We start from the raw sequence: 24,205 nt of genomic DNA, 5'->3' as shown, positions 1-24,205 counted from the left end.
TGCTCCATTTTCTAGTGCTTCTTTTGTTATCGACTAGACCTAGTAGTAAGCGACTTCCCCTATACCATATTCTAAAATTTCAAAACTATTGAGGGAGAATTTAAGTCCTCTACCATGCTCCGAATCCTCTCTCAGTCCAAATTCCAAGCCGAAAATTAAGTCAACGTCACTTTGTTCAGACAAGATAAAAATGGAAAGGATTCTTGCATGTGATAGATCTGTAAATTCCTCCTGAATTTTTTCCAAAGCTTTTGGATACCATACTGATGATTGATCCAGTAGATGGTCGAGTTTTGCTTTATAAGACGAAGTCAACTCCTCATTGACAACCTCTAAAGAATCACTTAAAGCAAGGCAAACTTTTTCCTTTTCCTCTGGAATTGCTACATTCATCTCGTTATGGATATCAAATTTATATTCTCTCATCACTATCTTTCCTCCTTTCGGATGCCAGTTCTCTAATCGGCCTAGCTAATCTTCAAATTTCATAAAGCAATCATGCTGCTGATAATAATTCAAAGCCTCGACCAAGTCATTGTGACTAGCATCTGGCTTTTCCTCAAGTGCGACTGCAAGAACATCAATCAACTGCTCTCCATAGTAGACTAGCTGGAGATCTTGCTCCGCTACATCCGTCGGGTAGACATCAGAGTCTTCCACGACATCCGGATAATCGGATACCCAATAGAGGCTATCTAGTGCCAGTTCTCCATCCTCCTTGCCATAGAGGCAAAAATCATCTGAAGATAATTGATTCGCTCGCACCTGCTTAATTATCTGCTCTAGTGAAAGTTCTTGGTATTTCCGCATCCCTTCTCCTTTTTAATCTCACTCTTCAACAAAAGAGTTCAAAAATTCCTCAAAAGAAGCCCATTGACCGTAGATCTCAGCTGTTTCTTCTAGAACATAGAAATACACCTTGCCATAATCCTCTGCCCTTAGAGAAAGAGCATAGTTACCCGATCCAGGATCATAGGCAAAATGGAGAAGATCTGCGGCCTTAAATCCCTCAGGCACAGCCTCATCGTCAAACCAGGTAAAAGACTTCTTCATCTCCTCAAGTGAATCAAAGGAATTGAAAGGAAAGAGATGACAGTCATCGTGAACACCCCTTACTTGGGGCTGGCCACCGTTGTACTTGAGATAAAAATCCTTCATGGCTTCCGGCAATTTCTTTCCAAGAATCTCCTCAAATTGTAAAAAATCTTCGCTTGAAATAGCTGGATCTGTGTCTGTTAATACTAGCATCTCGTCTCCTTTTGAGTCTCTCTTCCCAAAGGCTTTTTTTATTTGACCTCCATATTACAGGTCCCTTTTAGGCTATCATACCATAAGATTCCCTTTCCATAAAGCTAAAATAGAAAATGAGTCCAGCTGTTCAACTAGACTCATTTCATTCTTATCTTTTTTGCTTATTTCAGCCCTTACTTCAAACTCCAACCACCATCAATCGTCAGGATCTGTCCTTGCATAGCTGTCGCCTTTCCGCTTGCCAAAAAGAGGCTGACTTCTGCCACTTCTTCTGGCTCTATCCAGCGTTTGATAGGGGTCTCGCTAGCCACCCAGTCTGCTAGGCCGCCTGGCTCAAAGTCCGCAGCGGTCATAGCCGTTTTGACAGCTCCAGGAGCAATGCCAAAGACCTGAATCCCAGCTTCTGCATAATCCAAGGCCAGCTGTTTGGTAAAGCCTGCTAGAGCATGCTTGGAGGAAGTATAAGCGTGACCGCCACCTCCTGCTAGGCTAGAAGCAATGGAGCACATATTGATGATGATTCCTTGCTTCTTCTCCAACATTTGAGTCAGATAATACCGTGTCAATTCTACCGGAGTCACATAGTTGATCTCAAAGATCTCCTGAATCTCCTGAGCGCTTTGCTCAAGAAGTGGTTTGTAGTCATCCAATACCCCAGCCGTATTGCACAAGACGTCGACCTCAGGACACCAGTCAAAAATCGGCGTCAAATCTAGGGTCAAGTCCCGCTGCAAGAAGTGAAACTCACCTGGCAACTGGGGAGCAGCTCCCTGGTCCACCCCATAGACCTGGTAGCCCTTTTCTAGAAAGAGACGGGCTTGAGCCAGACCAATCCCGGAGCTAACGCCTGTAATCAAGACCCCTTTAGTCATGAACTTCCACCCAGTCTGTCGCTAAGACATCACAAGGAGTTGGACTCCACATGGAAAAGCCTTCGCCTTCACCAGATACGTTAATGAGAAAATAAGGCGTCACTTCTAGAGCCACTCCATTTTGCTCGATGGTATCGAAAAGCTGGACATAGTTCTCTGATCCGCCCCAACCCGTACGCACATATTTCTTTTTTGCCTTTAGTCCAGGCAAGATTTCTTCGAATGTCATCATCTTCTCCTTTGATTTATACTCCCTTTCATTATAACAAAAATCAAGCATCCTCGTTGCTTTTCAACAGTACAAGGGGAACTTCCTCCCCCTTTTCACTCTATTTACCATTTTCTGTCTTATTCTTTTTCAAGGCCCGAATGGTAAACAAATAGTATATAACTAGCCCAAAAACAATGACAGCTGTTGGCAGGAGGATAGTCATACTAGGATTCTGAATCCCTTGCGCCAAAGTCCAGCGATGCAAGAATCCCACTACTAAGAAGGACAGAATAGGAAAGATGAAGGCACGAGCAAACTCTTCTTTCCACTGCCACAGGATAAGACCTGCAGAAGCTCCTGTAATGAGGAAAGTATCCCATGGACTAGGTACCGTCAACCAGGCAAAAGCTGGCAAGAAACGGACCCCCACTATCTCACTAGCAAAATAGACTCCTAGAACGAGAACGACTGCTACATAGATTGCTTTTTTTGACTTCTCTTCTGCAAAAATTAGGCGACGAAGGAAATAGAAGAGTAGCCCAACAGCCAAAAGTCCTAAAATACTATCCGTTAGATAGACGAGTGGCTTGAGAACTAGGACTGCTTGTGAAGCAAAATCACTTAAGAGGCGATAAAAAATCACAATTCCTGAGACGATCGCACCATATTTTAGAACTGATCGCGTGGATTCTTTGGGCATGTTCTCTATGATTTGGTCTGCCATTCCCTTGGGATCCTGTCCAAAATAGTCCGTCGCTGTCAATCCATCTCCACTTGCTTGCGAAAAATCTAGCGCTAGATTATAGACCTGCTCTCTTAAAGCTTCCTCCTCATATAAGAAACCGGCGAAATTGAAATAATCCCAGAGATCTTGGAAATAAGCTTGGTCCTCCTGGCTAAAAGTTTGAACCAAAGCCTGCGTTTCTTCAAAATAAATAGCTGATGTCATATTGCTTTCCCCTTTCTTTGGAGACGAAATACAATGAGGAACAGGGCTAGTCCTATAAGAGGGAGTAGCCAACGTAATACATTAGCAGTTCCTGGATTCACAAAGCGAACACAGCATCCAGTCACAAGGAAAGTCAGCCCCATTACTAGTAGACTCGTCATCAGACGATCTCTGCTTCTATAAGCCATAACCGCAAACCCAAGTAGGACTAGGACAGCAAGAGAAATCGCCCAACCATCTGATAAGAGGAGACTCCCAATATGGCCAAAATAGATCGAAAATAGTCGTACGATGTTCAGAAACACTATTAGGCTAATCACACTTATAAACATAGCCCAAGGCCACTTCATTTCTCCATAGCTTTGCTTGGACCAAAGCCACATGATGAACTGACTGAATACCAAGAAATTGAGTAGAATGACAACATATGTTAAGGGTTGTATTTTCAGTGGCATCATCCAGGTAAAATCCATTAAATAACGCATGCCAACTAAGATCACTCCAAGTATGAAGACTAGTCCCACATAAGATCCTAAAGAGCGTTTAGGTAACTCTGAAAGAATTTGATCCACCATTGCCCGAGGATCCTTTACAAAATAATCCACTGCCCGAATGCCTTCTTTCTCAGCAACTTTTAGGTCGCAAACCATATTGTAGAGCTGTTCACCCAGTAGCTCATCATCATAAAAATAAGCCTTTGCCCCAATATAGGCCACCATTTTCTTCATATAGGCTTGATCGTCCTTATTTAGATGCATCAATTCGTTTGACATTTTTTCTGTATAATCTTCGATCATTCTTCCCCCTCCTTTTTTACGCGTTCTACTTTAATGATCAGATCCTGCCACTGGTTCCAAAATTCCTCTAGTCGCTCTCTTCCTTCCGTGGTTAGAGAGAAATATTTGCGATCAGGTCCATCCGGAGAGGGCCTCATCTCTCCTACTATGACTCCCTGCTTCTCTAGCTTCTGAAGCAAGGGATAAACGGTCCCCGCAACAATCTTATCAAAGCCGGTTTCCTTAAGACTTTGGATCAATTCATAGCCATAAATAGATTTTTTTGAAATAATTTCTAAAACACAACCTTCCAGGACACCCTTGAGCAATTGCGACTCTTTCATCCTGCTACCCCTTTCTATACAGCCTCTTTTTAGCTAGTTTGTTTTACATACTAGCTCTTTCATTATTAGTATACTCCTCCCAAGCTAGTTTGTAAAGCATAATAGTGAAAAATTTTGAATAAAACTCAATAAATTATAACAATATGACTAAATATACAATTAATTTCAAAAAAAATTTGCTTTTTATAAAAAAAGGTGTATAATAATACAAAATCTTTATTAAAGGAGATAAGTGATGAAAAAATCTAAACTATCTTTCCTTGCAGGTATCACGGCTGCTTCAGCCCTGTTCCTTGCTTCTTGTGGATCATCTGCAAAGTCTTCTCAGACGAACACTTTTTCATACGTGTATAGCACTGATCCAGACTCTTTGAACTACCTCCTTTCAAACCGTTCAACAACAAGTGATGTCACAACTAACTTAGTAGATGGACTTTTTGAAAACGACCAATACGGTAACTTGGTCCCTGCTCTAGCAGAAGATTGGTCTGTTTCTAAGGATGGATTGACTTATACTTACAAACTTCGTAAAGATGCAAAATGGTATGACTCAGAAGGGAACGAATATGCAGATGTCACTGCACAGGACTTCGTCACTTCTCTGAAATACGTAGCGGACAACAAGTCAGATGCCCTCTACTTGGTTCAAAACTCAGTAGCCGGCCTGGATGACTATGTCACTGGTAAAAATACAGACTTCTCTAAAGTTGGGGTCAAAGCCGTTGATGATCATACCCTCCAATACACCTTGGCTCAACCTGAGTCCTTCTGGAATTCTAAATTGACGACTTCAACCATGATGCCCGTCAATGAAAAATTCCTCAAGTCTGCAGGGAAAGACTTCGGTAGCGTCAAACCTTCTGGAATCCTCTACAACGGTCCTTACTACTTGAAATCCTTCACTTCCAAATCTTTGATGGAATTCACTAAAAATGAGAATTACTACGACAAAGACAATGTGAAGATTGATGATATCAAATTGACCTACTTCGATGGTTCTGACCAAGACTACCTAGCTCGTAACTTCTCTGATGGAAACTTGACCACAGCGCGTCTCTTCCCAACGAGCTCAACTTTCAGTACGATTGAGAAAAAATTCAAGGACAATATCGTTTATTCACCACAAGATGCGACTGTCTACTATGTCTACTTCAACGTAAACCGTCAAAACTACGGTCATACTGAGAAAACAACAGACGACCAGAAGAACCAAACCAAAACAGCTCTTCAAAACAAAAACTTCCGTCAAGCCATCAACTTTGCCCTTGATCGTACTTCTCTAAGTGCCCAATCAAACGGGAAAGATGGGGCTAGCAAAACTCTTCGTACGCTTCTTGTACCTCCAACATTTGTGCAAGTAAACAACAAAGACTTCGGTACTGTTGTTGAAGAAAAACTTGCTGCAACAGGAGATGATTGGAAGGATGTCAGCCTAGCTGATGCGCAAGATAGCATGTTCAATGCGGACAAGGCCAAAGCACAATTTGCTAAAGCCAAAGAAGAGCTCCAAGCACAAGGTGTTCAATTCCCAATCCACATCGACTATGTAGTTGACCAATCTTCTGCTAGCATTGTGCAACAAGCTGATTCAATGAAAGACTCCATCGAAAAAACATTAGGAAAAGAAAATGTTGTCGTGGATGTTCAGAAAATGTCTACGGAAGATGCGGACAATGCAACCTACTTCGCTCAAAGTCCTGATCAAAAAGACTTTGATATGGATATCGCTGGTTGGGGACCTGACTTCCAAGACCCATCAACTTACTTGGATATCTTCAATCCAGTCGATGGTTCAGCCTTAGCAGGAATGGGAATCAATCCGTCAACTGACCAAGCCCTAATTGAAAAACTAGGTTTGAACGAGTACAAACAACTATTGGATGATGCCAATGCGGAACAATTGGATACCAAAACTCGTTATGAAAAATATGCTGTTGCTCAAGCTTGGTTGACAGACAATGCCTTTGCACTTCCTGTCTACTCTAAGGGTGCTGTCCCTTCTATCACGAAGATCAAACCATTTACAAAAGCCTTCTCCTTGATTGGTATCAAAGACGGGGCTAGCTACTACAAGTACATGGAATTACAAAGTGATACAGTCACAACGGCTGACTACGACAAAGCTTATAAGAATTGGTTGAAGAAAAAAGAAGAATCCAATAAAAAAGCGCAAGAAGAACTTGCAGAACACGTGAAATAATCACGATAAAAACACCGAGGATCAAATCCTCGGTGTTTTTGGTTGAAAAAAGTGTTCCAGTTAATTTCTTTTTCACCTATTTTCCTAAGCTTCCATCGTATCAAACGCTATCTCACGACAATCTTCCGATAACTTCTAGAAGTCAGAAGAAAGACGAGGACATAAGAGATGAAAAAGACAGCGCAGATGGAAAGAGTTGTTTGAAGGACCAGTCCCGCATTGGTCGCTCCTAAGATGGCAACGATCTTTGCAATCATCTTGTAGGCCACTCCTAGGTATAGGAAGGAGAAGAATAATGGAAGGAAGAAGACAGTGAGAATCTGTTTGCGAATGGTGGTGCCGGTTTGCTTTTGGTCCAATCCTACTTGTTGCAAGATCACAAAATTATCCCGATCCTCATGACCCTCTGAAATCTGTTTGTAGTAAATGACGAGTACTGTAGCTAATAGAAAGATGACCGATAGGAAAATCCCAATAAAGAGGAGAGTCCCTGCTGTTTCACGCCACTCCTTCTCTATGCTGTATCGTTCAAATCCACCAAAGAAAGTCGCACCATATTGACTCATTTTGTCTGTCGAATAAAGGTCTTTGATCAAGCCACTGATGAAATCTTGATTCTCTTTATCTTTTGCAGTAATAGCGAATTCCAAATTTTTATCAACTTTTAGTCCCAGTTGGTTCAAGTCAGGGAGGACCAGATACAAGCCCATTTGGTGTTGAAACAGGTCGGATTGAGGGAGTTTCCCTTGGATAAAATTGGAGTTTAGTTTTTCTTTAATTGTGAAGGTCTTCCCATTGATTTCTAATTGTGCGTCTAATCTTCCAGGATACTGATACCCATAGGCTAGGATTTCATTTTCCCCAAGCTCAACTTTTTGACCGGTCAGTTGCTCATAAGTCGCCTGATCAAAAAAGTAGACTGTTCCTTTTGACTTCAACTCCTGACCAGCTTCTTGATCGGACTGCTCATACACCTCTAAGGTCCTTCCATCAATCTTTCGAATTTCAGCCGACCAGTATGTTGTCTGTGCCACCTGATAATCTGATAGATGTGTTGCATCGGCTGTTTTCTTAATTTGAGCTTGAACATCCTCAATAACCGATTCTGTTTCAGCATCTGAAGGCATATGCCCCACACTAATCATATAATCAGAAGGGTAAACAGTATCTAGGTAATTCTGCCCTCCAATAAAGATATTGAGCGACCCTGTTAAGGTGACCAAGACCATGGTGGAAAGAATACTAATGGTCGCAAGGCCCGCTGCATTTTTTCGCATCCGAGCTATTAAGTTGGAGACAGATATAAAATTCTCTGGCTTGTAATAGTAGGCTTTCCGACCTTTGAGAAATCTTAAGAAGGTAATCGAGCCTGCGTTGAATAAGAGATAAGTCGCTAGAATGACCAAAATAACGGCAATAAAGAATCCTTGGACAGCTGCAACCGGACGCTCAACGGTTAGCGCTATATAAAAAGCAATTCCTAAGAGCCCTAGTCCTAAAAGAGTTTGAACCAGCAAGAAGCGTCCCTTCTTCTCTCCTGCCTTTTTCTGTTGCATAAGGTTTAGGGAACTGTAGCGCAAGAGGCGGAAAGAATTCAACAAGAGAATGAAACCAAAAGCTAGTACTAACCCAAGTAAAGTGTTAAGGACAGGTTCTATCTGGAAGGTTGATTGAATGACGACTGGTAACCCCATACATTTTAAGAGGAGGGCAAAAATCAAGCGATCAAACAAGAGCCCCAAGCCTAGTCCTACTCCAACTGTGAGAACATAGAAGGAGAGCAGTTCCCATAAGGTCATGACGAGAAGGTGCTTCTTCTCCATCCCCAGAACACTGTACAGTCCCAGTTCTTTGGAACGATTTTTCATGACATAGCCATTGGCATAAGCCACTAAAATGATGACGACTAATTGGACAACGAAACTACCAAAACCAAGAACAGTTCTCGCCGCTCCCCCTCCGTAAGAATCCTCTAAATGAGGGGTCGATGACAAGGCGATAAAACTATAAAGGATCATGGTCGTTAAAATAACAGCCAAGGCAAAGGGATAATAGAGCTTACGATTTTGTTTGAGGTTGGAAAGAGCTAATTTACTTGTTAATTTAAACATCACGATCCTCCTTTCCCGCCATGACCGTCAAGGTATCTGAGATTTCTTGGAACATCTGACGCTCTGTTTTTTCCCCACGGAAAATCTGGTTGTAAAGAATCCCGTCCTTGATAAAGAGCACGCGCTTGGCCCGAGCTGCCGCTGCGGTCGAGTGGGTCACCATGAGAATGGTTTGCCCCATGCTATTGATGTCTTCAAAGACGTCGAGCAACGCAGCAGATGATTTGGAATCTAGCGCCCCTGTTGGCTCATCAGCAAGGAGGATTTCTGGCGAGGTGATGATAGCCCGTGCTACGGCTACCCGTTGTTTTTGCCCACCAGAGATTTCGTAGGGATATTTTTCAAGCAGTTGGTGAATGCCCAACTCCCGACTGACGCTATCGACCTTGCTCATCATTTCCTTGACCGGTCTGCGAGAAAGGACCAGAGGGAGAAGGATATTGTCCTTGACCGATAAGGTGTCGAGCAGGTTGAAGTCTTGAAAGACAAAGCCTAGTTTTTCCCGACGGAAACTGGACGCATCCTTGTTCTTGATGGTCGAGGTGTCCATGCCATTGAGGTAGACCCGCCCTTCGGTCGGCTGGTCCAGCATGGCCAGGATATTGAGGAGGGTCGATTTCCCAGATCCTGATTCCCCCATGATGGCGACGTATTCACCCTTCTCAACGGTAAAATGGATATCCTTTAAGGCTTCAACCTGAGTTCCTTGAAAGCGGGTTTTGTAAATTTTTTTCACATGTTGTACATCTAATAAGGCCATTTTCATTCTCCATTTCCATTCAGTTATATGATTGACACCCGTAAAACTTTTTTACACCTCTATTGTAACCATTTGGAGAGAGATCTACAATAAGCTAACCTTTCATTTTTAGCCTGATTTCTTACATTTCTGTAAGGTATAAAAAAACTAGCTTCCTTGCGGGAGCTAGTTCCTTCTTATAAAGCTGTGATGGCTGTGATCAAACCAAAGATGATCCCTGGTGCATTGGCTGCAGCAAGTGGGATATCACGTTCTTTTTTAAAGAGTCCGTAATAGACCCAAAGGCTACAGTTGATAGCGGCAACTAAAGGTTGAACAAAGTTTCCTTTGTGACCTGAGAGGTTATCCATGATTTGTGGGAAGTAAGATACATACATCATGACAGACATAAAGGTCGCAACCCAACCAAGAATTTTCATTTGTTTATCATTCATTTTGAAACTACCATTTCCTTTTCTTTTTTAAAGTATGCACTATTCTAGCGCTTGCCCTCTTAAAATTCAAGTGCTTTTTTCAAATGTTACCGAACTGTAAAGTGTCACAATCTTGTGATTTTGCAGGAAGATGGATTTCTCTTCGAGAGAGTCTTCTCTCTAGTAATTATTTTAGACACTTTGTCTAATTTTTTTGCAAATATAATCATTTTCATCTTGAATAGCATGCAAATTAATTGCATTATCTTCCTATTTATGCTATTTTGATACACAGAGGTAAAATTTTATGAATAAACAAAAAATCAACCAAATCGTTGGCTCGATCGGTGCCTTTATTGGGATTATCGTTTTCATTGCCTACATCCCACAAATTATTGCTAATTTACAGGGAAACAAGGCCCAACCTTTCCAACCCTTGTCAGCTGCTATTTCTTGCTTGATCTGGGTCATTTATGGTTGGACAAAGGAACCTAAAAAAGACTGGATTTTGATCATTCCGAATTCGGCAGGTGTCATCCTAGGAGGATTGACTTTCCTTACATCACTTTAATAGAAAGCGAACAAAGACTGAACTCGACTGGTTCAGTCTTTTTTATATCCCTTTGAAAAGCAAAAACAATCGCTGTCGATTTTCGCACAAAAGCCCGCCATGAGCGAGCTTAAAAAGTTGACAATTTTTACTTTGAATAACCTAATCTGGACTATTGTGCAAAAATATCCAAATGATTTCTAATTATTATTTAGAGTATATTGAAACTTTCTGCTGTGAGAAAAGTGCCTGAAATAATCATGTTTCAGGCACTCGGAATTATTGAGACCTTAGGCTCAATAATTAGTCATGGAACTTCTTCGAAGTTCGCTGACGTCCGTACTCACCTAAGGAAAGTTTCTAATTTGATTCGAGCTTCTTTTTCTTATATCTGCACAATCTTACGGTAGCTCCGAGAGGTGATCCAAAAGACGATCAGGTAGGTGATGAGAAAGACGGCGCAGACACTGAGGGTCACGACGAGGACTTGGCCACTATTGATGACACCGAGCACTTTGAGAATGAGTCGGATCATATGGTAGGCAAAGGCCAGGTGAATAAAGGCAAAGATGAGAGGGAGGAAAAAGACAGTCCGTACTTGACGGTTGATGGTCCGTTTGACCTCATCTTCATCAAGCCCCACCTGTTGGAGGATGACGAAGCGGTCACGGTCTTCATAGCCTTCAGAAATTTGCTTGTAGTAGATAACGATGACCGTTCCTACCATAAAGATCAGTGACAAGAAAATCCCGATAAAGAAGATGCCACCAAAGAGGCTATTCATCTCTGCCACATCATTGGCACGGTTACCTCCATAGACAAATGTTCCTTGGCCCTGTTGGCTACTCAATTCATCGATCATTTTGTCATAACTAGCTGCTAGCTTGAGTTGCTGGTCTTCACCAACATTGACATTGAAGCCACCATAGATATTGGTATAGATGGCAAGATTTGGAAATTGGGCGATAAAGGCTGAGAGATCTGGCACGATTAGATAATTGAAATCCTCTGTTAGCAAATTGAACTGATTTGGAACATGATCAGTGATAAAATCCTTGCTCACTTCTTCCTTGACTTGGAAGTCCTGCCCATTGATGGTAAACTGCTTTTGCCCTTTGAGAGCCTCGTTATGGGCAAAGAGAAGGACTTGGTTGCCAGTCAGATCGGCCTCTTCTCCTGTCATCTGCTCATAGCTAGCTGCGTCAAAGACCATAAAGACGGTTTTGGGAGTGACGCTGCGTTCGTCAGCTGGATAGACCGTAAAGTCTGTGCCCTTTTGGGATTTGATTCCAAAGTTGGCATAGGTCATCAGGTCACGATTCTTGATCTCAAGCTGGTGCTCAGAAGCAAATTCATCAAATTTCTGATTGATTTGCTCCAGATCGACCCCTTTTCCTTGGACAGAGAAATCATGAGGAGCCATGATTTTCTTGACCATTTCGCCACCGACATAGATATTGGTCGCAGCAGAGATGGTCACTAGCACCATGGTCGAGAGGATGGCAATGGTCGCAAGGCCCACCGCATTTTTCTTCATGCGATAGATAAGGTTAGAGACCGAGATCATGTTGTTGGGTTGGTAATAATAGTTCTTCTTTTTCTTAAGAAGATGCAAGAAGACGGTGATCCCAGCATTAAAGAGTAAGTAGGTCCCGATCATAACCAAGACAACGGCTAGAAAGAAGATCAAAATCGCAGACATGGGGTCTTTGACTGACAAAGCCAGGTAGTAGCCAAAACCGAGAGAGGCTAAGCCCAGGATGGTTTGGGGCCACAAGAAGCGGGCTTTCTTTTCACCACTAGCCTTCTCGCGCGTCAGTTGAAGGGCATTCAAACGGAGAATGCGCCAAGCATTGAGAAGGACCAAAAGGGCAAAGATGAGGCCAAAAGTGACAAAGACCAAGATGACAATCCCAGGTTGGAAGGTGGATACTAGCTGAACCTTCATCTTCATGAGTTTCAAGAGAAAGGCAAAGATCAGCTTGTCAAAGAGAGCCCCGATCAAGACACCGGCTGAGATAGTCACAAAGCCAAAGATCAAGAGTTCCTTGAAGATCATGCTGATGAGATGGCGTTTCTCAAGGCCTAGCATACTGTAAATTCCCAACTCCTTGGAGCGGTTTTTCATGACAAAGCTATTGGCATAGAGCACGATGATAGCCCCCGCAACATTTACCACGAACAGTCCCAATCCAAGGGTGAAGAGTATGGGAGATCCCCCTCGAAGCTTAGAAATGTTGGGATTAAAGGTCAAGGAATCAAAGAGATAGGCGATGGTCACTGCGAGAATGACCGCAATCGCAAAGGGATAATAGAGCTTGCGGTTCTTGATCAAATTGGAGCAAGCTAATTTAGTGGTTAATCGAAACATCTACCCCACCTCGCTTGCCATGACTGTCAGAGTATCTGAGATTTCTTGGAACATCTGACGTTCTGTTTTTTCCCCTCGGAAGATCTGGTTGTAGAGAATTCCATCCTTGATAAAGAGCACGCGCTTGGCCCGAGCTGCCGCTGCGGTTGAGTGGGTCACCATGAGGATGGTTTGCCCCATGCTATTGATATCTTCAAAGACATCTAGTAACGCAGCCGAAGACTTGGAATCCAGCGCTCCTGTTGGCTCATCAGCAAGAAGGATTTCTGGAGATGTGATGATGGCCCGTGCTACGGCCACCCGTTGCTTTTGCCCACCAGAGATTTCGTAGGGATATTTTTCAAGCAGTTGGTGAATGCCCAACTCCCGACTGACGCCATCCACCTTAGTCATCATTTCCTTGACCGCTTTGCGAGAAAGGACGAGAGGCAAGAGGATATTATCCTTGACGGATAAGGTGTCGAGCAGGTTAAAGTCTTGAAAGACAAATCCTAACTTTTCGCGACGGAAGCTCGAAGCATCCTTGTTCTTGATGGTCGAGGTGTCTATGCTATTTAGGTAGACCCGCCCTTCCGTCGGCTGGTCCAGCATAGCTAGGATATTGAGAAGGGTCGATTTCCCAGACCCTGATTCCCCCATGATAGCGACATACTCCCCTTTTTCCACGGTGAAGTGGATATCTTTCAATGCTTCGACCTGCGTCCCTTGAAAGCGGGTTTTGTAGATTTTTTTGATATGTTGAACGTCTAGCAATGACATACTTTTCTCCTTATACTAGTAGATCAAGAAAAATTCTTGGGTTTGTTGTAGGACTTGGCGACCAAATTCCGCCTTTTCCAAATCAGTTTTCTTATTTGGTTTCTTAATCTTTTTGGGTTCTTTCATCCATTTCAAGAGTTTCATTTTCTTGACCTCCTTCATTTGATGAGACTATTGTATAAAAAATAAAAGGTGGTCACCATAACCTAACCTTTCATTTTTAAAATTAAATCTTACATTTTTGTCATTTTCAAATAAAAGAGAAGCATAGGGAGAGAAACATTAGATACCGACGAATTCCCCTAATCCATGACCAACTTCTTCTCTTCAAAGTGAATGGCAACAGTCGTCCCTTGGCCGACCTGAGACGTCATCTGAATCTGATGTCCTAGCTGATCGGCAATCTTTTTAGACAGATAGAGGCCTAGTCCAGAAGATTGCTGGGTCAAATGCCCATTGTAGCCGGAGAATCCCCGCTCAAAGACACGGAGTATATCGCTATCCTTAATTCCAATCCCACTATCTTTCATAAAAAGGGTCTGGTCTTTGAAATAGATCTCAATCCCGCCAGTGCTGGTATACTTGAGACTATTAGACAGCAATTGCTCGATGATGACCAAGAGCCACTTGCGATCGGTAATGACGGCGACATCTAAGTCATGCAGATCCACCGTCAAGCCCTTTTGAATAAAGAAGATGGCATACTTTCGCACCACTTCTTTGACCAGCTCTTCGAGTGGAACACGCTTAAGCACCAAATCATCGTGAAAGCTTTCGAGTCTCAGATACTGGAGGACCACATTAGCATAGGAATCAATCTTAAAGAGCTCCTGCTCCATTTGTTGTCTCAGGTCGCTGTCTTCTATATTTTTAACCAAGAGTTGACTGGCCGCAATGGGCGTCTTAATCTGGTGAACCCAGAGGGTATAGTAATCCATCAGGTCATTGTAGGTCTCTAGACTCACCGTTGTCTGCTCACGTTGGGCTTGCTGACTGGTTGCTAGTTTCTGACTCAAGACCAGTTCTAGAGGGGTCTCAGGTGGTCCCTCCCCATAGAGCACTTCCTTACGACAGGCCTGATATCCAGCCACTGCATCCCAAATGACCAGAAGAAGACTCAAAAAAGCCAAAATTCCTGTCAGGTAAAGGAGAAAATTGCGGTAGCCTTCGAATATATAGGCAAACAAGACCAGGGATGAAAGGAGTAAACCAATCAAATAGAGATAGCGACGGTGAGAAATCAGATAGTGTTTGACAAATAAGAATCGATTATCCATTGCTCAACCCGTATCCTATCCCTTTTTTCGTTTCGATAAAATGTTCCAGTCCTGCTTCTTCGAGTTTCTTCCGAAGTCTAGCTACATTGACCGAGAGGGTGTTATCATCAATAAAGAAATCACTGTTCCACAGTTCCTTCATTAAATCATCCCGAGCCACTACACTTCCAGCTTTTTCAAAAAGGATGCGAAGAATTTGAAATTCATTTTTGGTCAAATTAACCACCTCTCCCTCGTAGACCAGATCCATGGATTTGAGATTGAGGATGGCGCCCCGGTGTTCTAACAAATCTTGATCAGTTCCAAACTCATAAGAACGACGAAGAAGCCCCTGGATTTTTGCCAGGAGGACATTGGGATCAAATGGCTTGGTCACATAGTCATCTCCTCCCATATTAATGGCCATGACGATGTCCATAGCTTGATCGCGTGAGGATAAAAACATGATCGGGACTTTAGACACCTTACGAATTTCCTGGCACCAATGATAACCATTATAAAGAGGAAGGCCGATATCCATCAGTATCAAATGAGGATTAGTTTGGACGAAGGTGCCCAATACATCCATAAAATCATCAACTGCAATGACCTCAAAGCCCCACTGTTCCATGATTTTCTTTACCTGTTGGCGAATGGTTTCATCATCTTCGACAAGAAGAATTTTATGCATGCTCTTTCCTGCTCTTTCTTACTAGAGTATTACCCTTTCATTATATCAAATTATCCAAGAAGCATACATTTTTTCGGTATATCGACTGACAGGCTACTCCCTTTCATCAATTACCTATTTTTACAGAGGGGCTTTTCAGGTATTTTATGCTATACTGAATATACAGATACAAAGGAGAATCTCATGTCCACGATTTTTGATTATCTAGACCATGTCACCTATGATTCCATCTACGATCGTCCCTTTAAGGAATTGGATGTCTTGGCACTAACGGAGTTGACCTATCTTCCTTTTAATCGAATCGTTCCCCAAGGAGATACGACCAATATTGAAGTGCGCTTATCTGATGCGGCAGCGCTAGTCGATCAGACTACCAATTTCATCGTGACAGACCAACACCTGCAATTAGTCGATGAGCTAGCTACTTCTAAGCGCTTTAAGAACATCAAACTCTTTAACTATGTCGATGAGTACGATCCTGATGTTCAGAAGCAATTTGCGGCCATGACCTATCGTCTCACCATGGATGTTTATTTGGTTGTCTTCAGAGGGACGGATGATACCTTGATCGGTTGGAAGGAAGATTTCCACATGACCTACATGGACCATATCCCAGCTCAGAGACGTGCAGCCAGCTACCTACAACATGTCATGAAGGAGTTTCCAAAAGGACGCTTCATGGTAGCCGGACACTCCAAAGGGGGCAATCTCGCAGCCTACGCCTGCTCCTACCTTCCTGATCAGCTATTCAAACAAGTCGATGCCATTTACTGTTACGACGCTCCAGGTCTCAACAAGTCCATTATCAAAACAGAAGGCTACCAACGAATCGCACACCTCATTCATCGCTTTGTCCCACAAGGATCCATTGTCGGCATGATGCTGGAAGTCCCTGAGCCTGCTACGATTGTTAAAAGTCGAGCTTTTGGTGGCTTTGCCCAGCATGACGCCTTTACTTGGATGGTTGAAAAGGATGGATTTGTGACACTGGATCAAACCAGTCCCGATAGCCAGCAGATGGACCAAACCTTAAAACAGTGGGTACAAGAAGTCCCTGATAGCCAACTCAAGAAATTTTTCGATACCTTCTTTGGCCTCTTCTTGGATACAGGCATTACTTCAATAAACGATTTGATGAACTTGAAAAATTTCTCCAAGATCAAAGAGATCTTTCAAAATGCTCAGGACCTAGACCCCACCGAGCGTGAAATGCTGGAACGTCTAGCCAAGCAACTCATCGACACCCGTGTCCAAGCATGGAAAAAATGGCAAACAGTTCCTCGTATCCTAGTTCAAATGGCTGCATTTTTCAAGCGAAAACAAGCAGTTGAGACCACCTCACCACTGCTCCTTGAGCATAAAGAGTAAGTCTAAAGAGACAGGTTGAAGTATGAAATAATCAACTCCTTCAGCACCTAGTGATAAACAATTGAAGCAAAACAAAACCCAGGAAATTGAATTTCCTGGGTTTTGGCGGATTGTGTCAAAAGTGCAAATACATTAGTACTAAATCCAAGACACAGTAGCTGATTGAATTCTTCTCTCACCTTTCAGCTCGGAAGAATCCTAATCAGCCTTGTGGGGGCAGGACAACGAAGCAATCCCATACAACAGTGCTTCTGTCCTGCTCCCTATTTTGACTTTATCCGCAAAAGCCCTTCGTATCTTAATTAGTCATGGAACTTCTTCGAAGTTCGCTGACGTGCGTACTCACCTAAGGAAAGTTTTAAAAATGACTTTTTCTTCAATCTTATTGGCGATAGAAGTATTGATCCGCTGGATAGTTCCCAGCTGATTGGGTAACAACCAAGCGAGGTTTGCTCTTATCTGACTGGTCTCCATCAGGATTTTCAAAACCAATCTTAAAGAGGCCAACTGCCACTCCTGTTTCTCCCACACGTAGATCTACATAAGGGACTTTACTTGTCTTATCCGAGTTCGGCACTGCTTTTAATCTTCCTTGACCTTTCACAGTTCCATCTTCTTGGATGACCATCTCCTGGCCTTTAGCGTTGCGCCATGTCCCTGCCAGACTTGAGAAATCTCCACTATTGATGGCCGCAATATCAAGGTCTGCTTCCTTCTTAGGCTCTGGGTAGGCTTCCCACCATTTGTCTTGGTAGGCTTGGAAGGAGGCTTGATGGTAGAAGAGGCGTCTCAAAGGCGACACGACACCATCAGGACCTTGAACATTTTCAGGAATCAAGGTGACAATCAATTCCTGACCAGGAGTTTCTCCACTTGTACCAGCTTGGACAAAGTAAACCTGATAGGTCGATCCAGCTTTCTTCGGTTTCTTATCTTTATTAAGGACAAATTGGACATTGCTAGCTCCACTCCAGAAGCTCCATCCCTTATCCTGATCAGAGTAGATAGAAGGGAAGACAGTAGTCCGGTGATTATAATAATCTTCTGGACTATAACCATACAACTTAAAGCCAGAATCTGCGATCTGCTTTTCAATCGATTCGTTAGAATAACTTCCTGAGAAGGTTGTCAAATCCCCATCCAATACCGCATCATCTGGATTCGTTGATTTGAAGAAATCCTTCCGATTGGCAAAGACCATCTCATGATCGGGGTCTTTATCTGACATGGTTACCGTAATGAGGGGATCCTTATCTGATTGGTATTTAAAGATACGCACAGTGACGGTGAAATCAGTATTTCCATCAGACTTTTTCATCTGACTAGTAGAAACTTTATTGGCACCTTCTACTTTGAAATCCGTTGAGAACGTTGCTGAAACAGCACCATCATCTGTTTGATAATCAATTTTCCAAGATTTCCCATCTTTTTGTATCTTGGCCTTATCACGCGCACTAGAGACATATTCACCAGACAGATCGATAGCTTTTTCCTTAGATGAAGACGAGGTCTTCGAAGTCTGGTTGAACTCTTTTTGATGATCCGGTTGAATATTGGAGCTAGAGTAGAGATAGACTCCTCCGATTAGAACCAATGCACTCACAAAAGCGATGATCATCCAAAGATATTTCTTATCTAACTTTTTGATCATTTCAATACCTCCTTGAAATGGTAGTTACCTAATAGTATACCTTAAATTCTATTTAAAGCAAATTTTGACTGAAAATCATAAATTTTTTATCGTTTCTCGATACTTTTTTATTGACTTATTTTTTATAAGGAGTATACTATAAGTGAAAATACAAAAACTTCAAGGAGGCTTGCGATGAAAAACTCAAAAACCTTAAAAAATGTCATTGAAGTCTTAACGGCTTTCATTTACTTCTGTGGCTTTATGACCGTGGCTGCACTGGTAGTCCACCTGCTTTCCCGGATGGGAGTGTTTAAGGATCTCATTCAATCTGGACGCTTGTCCTTTGATGTGAATGGCATCCAACTCTTCCCCAAACATCTGCAACCTCTCTGGCAGTTGCTCTTCCCACTAGCCTCAAGCGCTATCTATATTTACCTTCTCATCACCATTCGCAGCTTCCTCCAAAATCTCTACCAAGAAAAGATCTTTTCTCACTCAAACATTGATCTTTGCAACCGAGCTTGGAAGATTCTCTTGGTCTTGTCCTTTATGTCTGGCACACTTGAAACCAGTGGAAATGCTTATCTCCTTCCCTTCACTTTCCAATTTACCTTTAACACAGGGCTTCTCCTTGCCGTTCCAATCGTCTGGGTCCTTGGCAAGATTCTGGAAAGAGGGATTGAGATCGCCGAAGAAAATGAGCTAACCATTTAAGGAGGGTGCCATGATTATCGTCAATCTAGATGTCATGTTAGCCAAGCGCAAAATGAAATCTAATGAGCTAGCCGACAAAATCGGCATCACGACAGCTAACCTCTCCATTCTCAAGACCGGCAAGGCCAAAGCCATCCGCTTCACCACCCTTGAAGCCATCTGCAAAGAACTCGACTGCCAGCCAGGAGATATCCTAGAATACCGGCCAGATGAATAGAAACTGTATTCGAAGACTTTCCTTAGGTGAGGACGGACGGTAGCGAATCCCTTTGGGATTCCATACCTAAGATTTGAGCCCACTGTCTCAAATCTCTCGAGAGTCTGAAACGATACCGTTTCAGACTCTTTTCTCACTGCGGAAGTCTCTATTAATATTCATTACTAATAGGAATCATATACCATCCTTATAAAATTCAATGATGGGAACTATATCGACACAAGAAAAGCACTCCCGAGGGAGTGCTTGAGAGTGTAGACAATCTGTTCTTTCTTACAAATCAAATTAATTTTATAAAAATCAAAAAATTTATTCGTTAGAATTATTCAATCATATACTGAAACTTTCCGCCGTGAGAAAAGTGCTAGAAACAATTGTGTTTCTAGCACTCGGGAGTTTTGGAACCTAGGGTCCAAAACTAAGTCATGGAACTTCTTCGAAGTTCGCTGACGTCCGTACTCACCTAAGGAAAGTTTTTTAGATGATTTTTTCTTTGTCTATCGTTTACCCAATGATGCTTCCATTTGGTACAGATGGATCAACTGTTAAGACTGTTAATTGATCCCCGTGTTCTGCGGAAAGAATCATGCCTTGGCTGACATATTTCTTCATCATCTTACGTGGTTTGAGGTTGGCCACGATTTGGAGTTTCTTGCCGACCAATTCTTGTTCATTTGGATAGAATTTTGCGATACCAGAAAGGATTTGACGGTCTTCGCCATCTCCTGCATCTAGGCGGAAGCGAAGCAATTTGTCTGAGCCTTCGACGCGTTCCACTTCTTTGACCTCTGCTACACGGATTTCAACCTTGTCAAAGTCTTCAAATTTGATCTCGTCTTTTTCAGACTTGAGTTCCACTTCTTCTGGAATCCATTCTTTTTCTTGTGGTTTACCAGCAGTCATTTGAGATTGGATGTAGGCAATTTCTTCTTCCATGTCGAGACGTGGGAAAATTGGAGTTCCTTTGGCAACTACTGTGACATTTTCAGGGAATCCTGCTAAGGTCAAGTTTTCAAGATCGAAGTCCAAGCCCAAGCCTAGTTGTTCCATGATGGCATTTGAGGTGTTCATCATGAATGGTTGGATCAAGTGAGCCACAACACGAAGGCCAGCTGCTAAGTGAGCCATGACTGCTGCCAATTGTTCCTTGTCACCATCTTCTTTAGCGAGGACCCAAGGAGCAGTCTCATCGATGTATTTGTTAGTCCGAGAGATAATATTCCATACCGCTTCTAAAGCGCGTGGGTAATCAACCGCGTTCATTTGCTTGTGGTATTCAGCGATGTTTTCTTCAACTACCTTAGCTAAATCTGCATCAAATGTTGTGACATTTTCGACATAAGCCGGAACTTGACCACCAAAGTATTTATTGATCATGGCTACTGTCCGGTTGAGGAGGTTTCCAAGGTCATTTGCTAATTCATAGTTGATACGAGCCACGTAGTCTTCTGGTGTAAAGGTACCATCCGAACCAACTGGCAAACTGCGCATGAGGTAGTAACGAAGCGGATCCAAGCCGAAGCGTTCCACCAACATTTCTGGGTAGATGACATTCCCTTTAGACTTAGACATCTTACCGTCTTTCATGACAAACCAACCATGGCCAATCAAACGTTCTGGCAATTTGATATCGAGCATCATGAGAAGGATTGGCCAGTAGATGGAGTGGAAACGAAGGATGTCTTTTCCGACCATGTGGAAGACGGTTCCGTTCCAGAATTTGTCAAAGTTTTCATGATCTTCTTGGCCATAACCAAGAGCTGTCACATAGTTAAGCAGAGCATCAAACCAAACGTAGACAACGTGTCTAGGATTGGATGGAACTGGAACTCCCCAGGTAAAGGTAGTCCGAGATACTGCCAAGTCTTCCAAACCTGGCTCGATGAAATTTTTTAACATTTCATTGAGACGGCCATCTGGAGTGATGAAGTCTGGTTGGGATTTGAAAAACTCAACCAAGCGGTCTTGGTATTTGCTGAGGCGAAGGAAATAAGATTCTTCAGAAACCCATTCTACTTCGTGGCCTGATGGGGCTACCCCACCGATGACCTTGCCATTCTCATCACGGTAGACCTCAGCCAATTGGCTTTCTGTAAAGAACTCTTCATCAGATACTGAATACCAACCAGAGTATTCACCCAGGTAGATGTCGTCTTGCGCAAGCAAGCGTTCAAAGATCTGGGCCACCACTTTTTCATGGTAATCGTCTGTCGTACGGATGAATTTATCATATGAGATATCGAGTAATTGCCAGAGTTCTTTCACTCCAACGGCCATCCCATCTACATAAGCTTGCGGCGTGATCCCAGCTTCTTCTGCTTTCTGCTGGATCTTTTGACCGTGCTCATCAAGACCAGTCAGGTAGAACACATCGTAGTTCATCATACGTTTGTAACGCGCCAAGACGTCACAGGCGATCGTAGTATAAGCTGAACCAATATGCAATTTACCAGATGGGTAATAGATAGGGGTTGTGATGTAGAATGATTTTGTCATTTTCTTTTCCTTTCAAGGCTAATGAAACCTTATGTAATAACACTTCATTATATCATTTTTAGGAGTCCCTGAAAACCAAAAAACAGCTAGGTCTGCGACGGACAAACAAAAAAGCTGACCGAAGTCAGCTTTTTTATGGATAACAAATTATGTTATCTTACTTACCAAGATAGTATTCTTTTACAACGTTCAATTTTTCGTCAAATTCGAATACCAATGGTGGGAAGTTAGGGATTTCCACATCCATGATTTCGTCGTCTGACAAACCTTTGATGTGTTTTACAAGGGCACGGATTGAGTTGCCGTGTGCACCTACGAATACGTTTTTACCATCTTTAAGAGCTGGAGCGATTTTATCTTCCCAGAATGGAAGGGCACGTTCCAAAGTCACTTTCAAGTTTTCAGCATCTGGAATCACTGAGTCATCAAGTGAAGCGTAACGACGGTCAGTGTGTGCTGAATGCTCATCATCGCGATCCATTGCTGGAGGCAATACATCGTATGAACGACGCCAGATGTGAACTTGCTCATCACCAAATTGTTCAGCAGCTTCAGCTTTGTTTTTACCAGTCAAACCACCGTAGTGACGTTCGTTCAAGCGCCATGATTTTTCAACTGGAACCCACAATTGGTCAGCAGCTTCAAGAGCCAAGTTAGTAGTTTTGATCGCACGTTTCAATACTGAAGTGTAAGCTTGGTCAAATTCGATACCAGCTTCTTTGATCAATTTACCAGCGTCGATCGCTTGTTGTGTACCTTTTTCAGACAAATCAACATCAGCCCAACCAGTGAAAAGGTTAGCTTTGTTCCATTCAGACTCACCGTGGCGAGCAAAAACCAATTTTACCATTTGATGGATCTCCTTTTATTTTCCGAGGTTCCCCTCGTTTATCTATTCTATTCTACTAGATTTTGAGGGAAAAATCTAGTCTTAACAGAGCTAGATCGAAGATTTCGTGAAAATTTTATCAATTCTTTTTCATGGACATTTACAAGTCGCTCTCATCAGGTTCTAAATCCTGCCTCTTCCACCCTCTTTCCACAAACCAGACTAAACAAAAAAACCTCTAAAAAGAGGTTTGCTTACAATTGCTTCTGGCATTCCGGACAAAGGCCATAAACTGTGGTTTGGCACTTGGTAATGACGTAGCCACTTTTTTCTCTCGCTTCTGCTCTCACGTCTGGAACTTCGATGTCAATATCATCAATCTTCCCACAAGACTCACAAATCAGATTTAAATGATCATGTCCCATAAAGTCAAAGTAGGTCGTGGTATCATTGCGTACTTTTATTTCAGAGACAAAGCCTTCTTCAATAAGGACCTTGAGATTGTTATAAACGGTTGCCAGGCTCATATTGGGAAAGGCTGGTTTCAAGTCCTGATAGATGGCATCCGCACTCGGATGTTCCTGACTTTTGACAAGATAGGAAAGGACAGCCCGACGCGTCTCTGTAATCCGTACAGATTTTTCACGCAGGTGCTGCAATACATCTTCCACTTTTTCTTGTTGAACGGAATCGAGCCTTAAACAAGCTAGCATGGTCTTTCCCCTTTCTGTCTCTTCTTTAAAACTATTATATCACGAATACTACATTTTGCCTAATTAGAATGTTTGTAAATAAGGAAAAGTGCAGGATTAAATCAGCTCGAATCAAGCTTTTTTACTCCCACACTTTTTTATATCTAATCTTAACTTCCCCAACTAAGGATCCATCTCATGGTTCCTAGTAAAATTTTGACAAAGAGGAACATAAAGAAGAGTTCCGCGATAAACCAGAGACCTTTCAATAGATAAAGAATTGGCTTAATCATGAGCAGAACAAAGATTCCAACAATCCATCTCATGGTCCACCCTCCATTTCTCACTTTTTTCTATTATACTCCTATTTATAGGCCCTGTCTAGAAACTACTCCAAAACAAAAAGTTCCTTCTAGCAAGCTAGAAGGAACCTTTGTAATCACAATTATTTAACTGCGTCTTTAAGAGCTTTACCAGCTTTGAATGCTGGAACTTTAGAAGCAGCGATTTTGATTTCTTTACCAGTTTGTGGGTTGCGACCTTTACGAGCTGCACGTTCACGAACTTCAAAGTTACCGAAACCAATCAATTGAACTTTTTCACCTTTTGAAAGGTATTCTGAAACAGCTGCAAATACAGCGTCAACTGCTGCTGCTGAGTCTTTTTTAGTCAATTCTGTAGCTTCTGCCACTTTTGCGATCAAATCTTGTTTGTTAGCCATTTAACAAATCCTCCAAATTTT

Annotated in this window: 27 protein-coding genes; 5 read left to right on the top strand and 22 right to left on the bottom strand. The window is 42.5% G+C overall.

All coding sequences use genetic code 11. The features are described 5' to 3' along the window. Window positions 1-39 precede the first annotated feature (39 nt). The 8 genes from H8S88_RS03855 to H8S88_RS03820 form a co-directional block, all read right to left on the bottom strand. Window positions 40-426: a hypothetical protein gene (locus H8S88_RS03855; protein ID WP_048789727.1), complete on the bottom strand. Its 387-nt coding sequence runs from the start codon at window positions 424-426 to the stop codon at window positions 40-42. 45 nt (window positions 427-471) lie between these two features. After that, window positions 472-810, bottom strand: a complete 339-nt coding sequence (locus tag H8S88_RS03850; protein ID WP_048789728.1) for a DUF7716 domain-containing protein — start codon at window positions 808-810, stop codon at window positions 472-474. 18 nt (window positions 811-828) lie between these two features. Next, window positions 829-1,248 (bottom strand): SMI1/KNR4 family protein, encoded by a 420-nt coding sequence (locus H8S88_RS03845; protein WP_048789729.1) that lies wholly within the window; start codon window positions 1,246-1,248, stop codon window positions 829-831. Window positions 1,249-1,424: 176 nt separating this feature from the next. Beyond that, window positions 1,425-2,123 carry a 3-oxoacyl-ACP reductase gene (locus H8S88_RS03840; RefSeq protein ID WP_048789730.1) on the bottom strand — a complete coding sequence of 233 codons (699 nt, stop codon included), beginning with the start codon at window positions 2,121-2,123 and terminating at the stop codon, window positions 1,425-1,427. Further along, window positions 2,116-2,352, bottom strand: coding sequence for a DUF2829 domain-containing protein (locus H8S88_RS03835; protein ID WP_048789731.1), 237 nt, complete (start codon window positions 2,350-2,352; stop codon window positions 2,116-2,118). Before H8S88_RS03835 ends, H8S88_RS03840 begins: the two co-directional genes overlap by 8 nt. 100 nt (window positions 2,353-2,452) lie before the next feature. After that, window positions 2,453-3,283, bottom strand: a complete 831-nt coding sequence (locus H8S88_RS03830) for a hypothetical protein (protein ID WP_236127964.1) — start codon at window positions 3,281-3,283, stop codon at window positions 2,453-2,455. Then, a complete protein-coding gene (locus H8S88_RS03825; protein WP_236127963.1) occupies window positions 3,280-4,080 on the bottom strand; it encodes a hypothetical protein in 801 nt (266 codons plus the stop codon). Before H8S88_RS03825 ends, H8S88_RS03830 begins: the two co-directional genes overlap by 4 nt. Then, a complete protein-coding gene (locus H8S88_RS03820) occupies window positions 4,077-4,403 on the bottom strand; it encodes a PadR family transcriptional regulator (RefSeq protein WP_236127962.1) in 327 nt (108 codons plus the stop codon). Before H8S88_RS03820 ends, H8S88_RS03825 begins: the two co-directional genes overlap by 4 nt. Window positions 4,404-4,638: 235 nt before the next feature. Here H8S88_RS03820 and H8S88_RS03815 point away from each other — a divergent pair, with 235 nt between their 5' ends. Further along, window positions 4,639-6,603, top strand: coding sequence for a peptide ABC transporter substrate-binding protein (locus H8S88_RS03815; protein ID WP_048789735.1), 1,965 nt, complete (start codon window positions 4,639-4,641; stop codon window positions 6,601-6,603). Between the two features lie 107 nt (window positions 6,604-6,710). Here H8S88_RS03815 and H8S88_RS03810 read toward each other — a convergent pair whose 3' ends face one another. The 3 genes from H8S88_RS03810 to H8S88_RS03800 all read right to left on the bottom strand — a co-directional run bounded on the left by H8S88_RS03810 (window position 6,711) and on the right by H8S88_RS03800 (window position 9,908). Beyond that, complete coding sequence (locus tag H8S88_RS03810; RefSeq protein ID WP_236127961.1) at window positions 6,711-8,714, bottom strand: FtsX-like permease family protein; 2,004 nt, start codon at window positions 8,712-8,714, stop codon at window positions 6,711-6,713. Further along, complete coding sequence (locus H8S88_RS03805; protein ID WP_023022533.1) at window positions 8,707-9,474, bottom strand: ABC transporter ATP-binding protein; 768 nt, start codon at window positions 9,472-9,474, stop codon at window positions 8,707-8,709. Before H8S88_RS03805 ends, H8S88_RS03810 begins: the two co-directional genes overlap by 8 nt. 176 nt (window positions 9,475-9,650) lie before the next feature. Then, window positions 9,651-9,908 (bottom strand): SemiSWEET family transporter, encoded by a 258-nt coding sequence (locus H8S88_RS03800; protein WP_048789737.1) that lies wholly within the window; start codon window positions 9,906-9,908, stop codon window positions 9,651-9,653. A gap of 286 nt (window positions 9,909-10,194) precedes the next feature. On the opposite strand from H8S88_RS03800, the gene H8S88_RS03795 reads away from it, so the two are divergent. Beyond that, window positions 10,195-10,458, top strand: coding sequence for a SemiSWEET family transporter (locus H8S88_RS03795; RefSeq protein ID WP_003012241.1), 264 nt, complete (start codon window positions 10,195-10,197; stop codon window positions 10,456-10,458). A gap of 364 nt (window positions 10,459-10,822) precedes the next feature. On the opposite strand, the gene H8S88_RS03790 is transcribed toward H8S88_RS03795, so the two are convergent. The 5 genes from H8S88_RS03790 to H8S88_RS03775 all read right to left on the bottom strand — a co-directional run bounded on the left by H8S88_RS03790 (window position 10,823) and on the right by H8S88_RS03775 (window position 15,514). Further along, a complete protein-coding gene (locus H8S88_RS03790; RefSeq protein WP_236127960.1) occupies window positions 10,823-12,808 on the bottom strand; it encodes an FtsX-like permease family protein in 1,986 nt (661 codons plus the stop codon). Continuing rightward, the gene (locus H8S88_RS03785) at window positions 12,809-13,567 is read right to left on the bottom strand and encodes an ABC transporter ATP-binding protein (RefSeq protein ID WP_236127959.1); all 759 of its coding nucleotides are present in this window, start codon (window positions 13,565-13,567) and stop codon (window positions 12,809-12,811) included. A gap of 15 nt (window positions 13,568-13,582) precedes the next feature. Beyond that, window positions 13,583-13,711 (bottom strand): hypothetical protein, encoded by a 129-nt coding sequence (locus H8S88_RS09855; RefSeq protein ID WP_023022528.1) that lies wholly within the window; start codon window positions 13,709-13,711, stop codon window positions 13,583-13,585. 158 nt (window positions 13,712-13,869) lie between these two features. After that, window positions 13,870-14,844 (bottom strand): sensor histidine kinase, encoded by a 975-nt coding sequence (locus H8S88_RS03780; protein ID WP_236127958.1) that lies wholly within the window; start codon window positions 14,842-14,844, stop codon window positions 13,870-13,872. Then, entirely contained in the window at window positions 14,837-15,514 is a 678-nt protein-coding gene (locus H8S88_RS03775; RefSeq protein ID WP_006596753.1) for a response regulator transcription factor, read from the bottom strand. Before H8S88_RS03775 ends, H8S88_RS03780 begins: the two co-directional genes overlap by 8 nt. A 183-nt stretch (window positions 15,515-15,697) precedes the next feature. Between H8S88_RS03775 and H8S88_RS03770 the strand changes: the two genes are divergently transcribed. Beyond that, a complete protein-coding gene (locus H8S88_RS03770) occupies window positions 15,698-16,882 on the top strand; it encodes a DUF2974 domain-containing protein (protein ID WP_236127957.1) in 1,185 nt (394 codons plus the stop codon). Between the two features lie 382 nt (window positions 16,883-17,264). On the opposite strand, the gene H8S88_RS03765 is transcribed toward H8S88_RS03770, so the two are convergent. Continuing rightward, window positions 17,265-18,533 carry a DUF6287 domain-containing protein gene (locus H8S88_RS03765; protein WP_236127956.1) on the bottom strand — a complete coding sequence of 423 codons (1,269 nt, stop codon included), beginning with the start codon at window positions 18,531-18,533 and terminating at the stop codon, window positions 17,265-17,267. Between the two features lie 174 nt (window positions 18,534-18,707). On the opposite strand from H8S88_RS03765, the gene H8S88_RS03760 reads away from it, so the two are divergent. After that, on the top strand, window positions 18,708-19,229 hold the full coding sequence (locus tag H8S88_RS03760; protein ID WP_236127955.1) for a DUF2975 domain-containing protein: 522 nt from the start codon (window positions 18,708-18,710) through the stop codon (window positions 19,227-19,229). Window positions 19,230-19,239: 10 nt separating this feature from the next. Next, window positions 19,240-19,446 (top strand): helix-turn-helix domain-containing protein, encoded by a 207-nt coding sequence (locus tag H8S88_RS03755; protein WP_003006064.1) that lies wholly within the window; start codon window positions 19,240-19,242, stop codon window positions 19,444-19,446. A 504-nt stretch (window positions 19,447-19,950) separates the two neighbouring features. Here H8S88_RS03755 and metG read toward each other — a convergent pair. The 5 genes from metG to H8S88_RS03730 form a co-directional block, all read right to left on the bottom strand. Further along, window positions 19,951-21,942 (bottom strand): methionine--tRNA ligase, encoded by a 1,992-nt coding sequence (gene metG, locus H8S88_RS03750; protein ID WP_236127954.1) that lies wholly within the window; start codon window positions 21,940-21,942, stop codon window positions 19,951-19,953. 157 nt (window positions 21,943-22,099) lie between these two features. Next, window positions 22,100-22,792, bottom strand: coding sequence for a phosphoglycerate mutase (locus tag H8S88_RS03745; protein ID WP_236127953.1), 693 nt, complete (start codon window positions 22,790-22,792; stop codon window positions 22,100-22,102). Between the two features lie 233 nt (window positions 22,793-23,025). After that, the gene (locus H8S88_RS03740; protein WP_125335245.1) at window positions 23,026-23,484 is read right to left on the bottom strand and encodes a Fur family transcriptional regulator; all 459 of its coding nucleotides are present in this window, start codon (window positions 23,482-23,484) and stop codon (window positions 23,026-23,028) included. Between the two features lie 149 nt (window positions 23,485-23,633). After that, a complete protein-coding gene (locus tag H8S88_RS03735) occupies window positions 23,634-23,789 on the bottom strand; it encodes a hypothetical protein (protein WP_193389714.1) in 156 nt (51 codons plus the stop codon). A 119-nt stretch (window positions 23,790-23,908) separates the two neighbouring features. After that, window positions 23,909-24,184, bottom strand: coding sequence for an HU family DNA-binding protein (locus tag H8S88_RS03730; protein WP_006596762.1), 276 nt, complete (start codon window positions 24,182-24,184; stop codon window positions 23,909-23,911). Window positions 24,185-24,205 lie beyond the last annotated feature (21 nt).

This window comes from Streptococcus sp. GS001 (assembly GCF_021595565.1).
Classification (GTDB): domain Bacteria; phylum Bacillota; class Bacilli; order Lactobacillales; family Streptococcaceae; genus Streptococcus; species Streptococcus xiaochunlingii.
The sequence above is the reverse complement of the archived record's forward strand: the minus strand, read 5'-3'. Positions and strand labels throughout refer to the sequence as shown.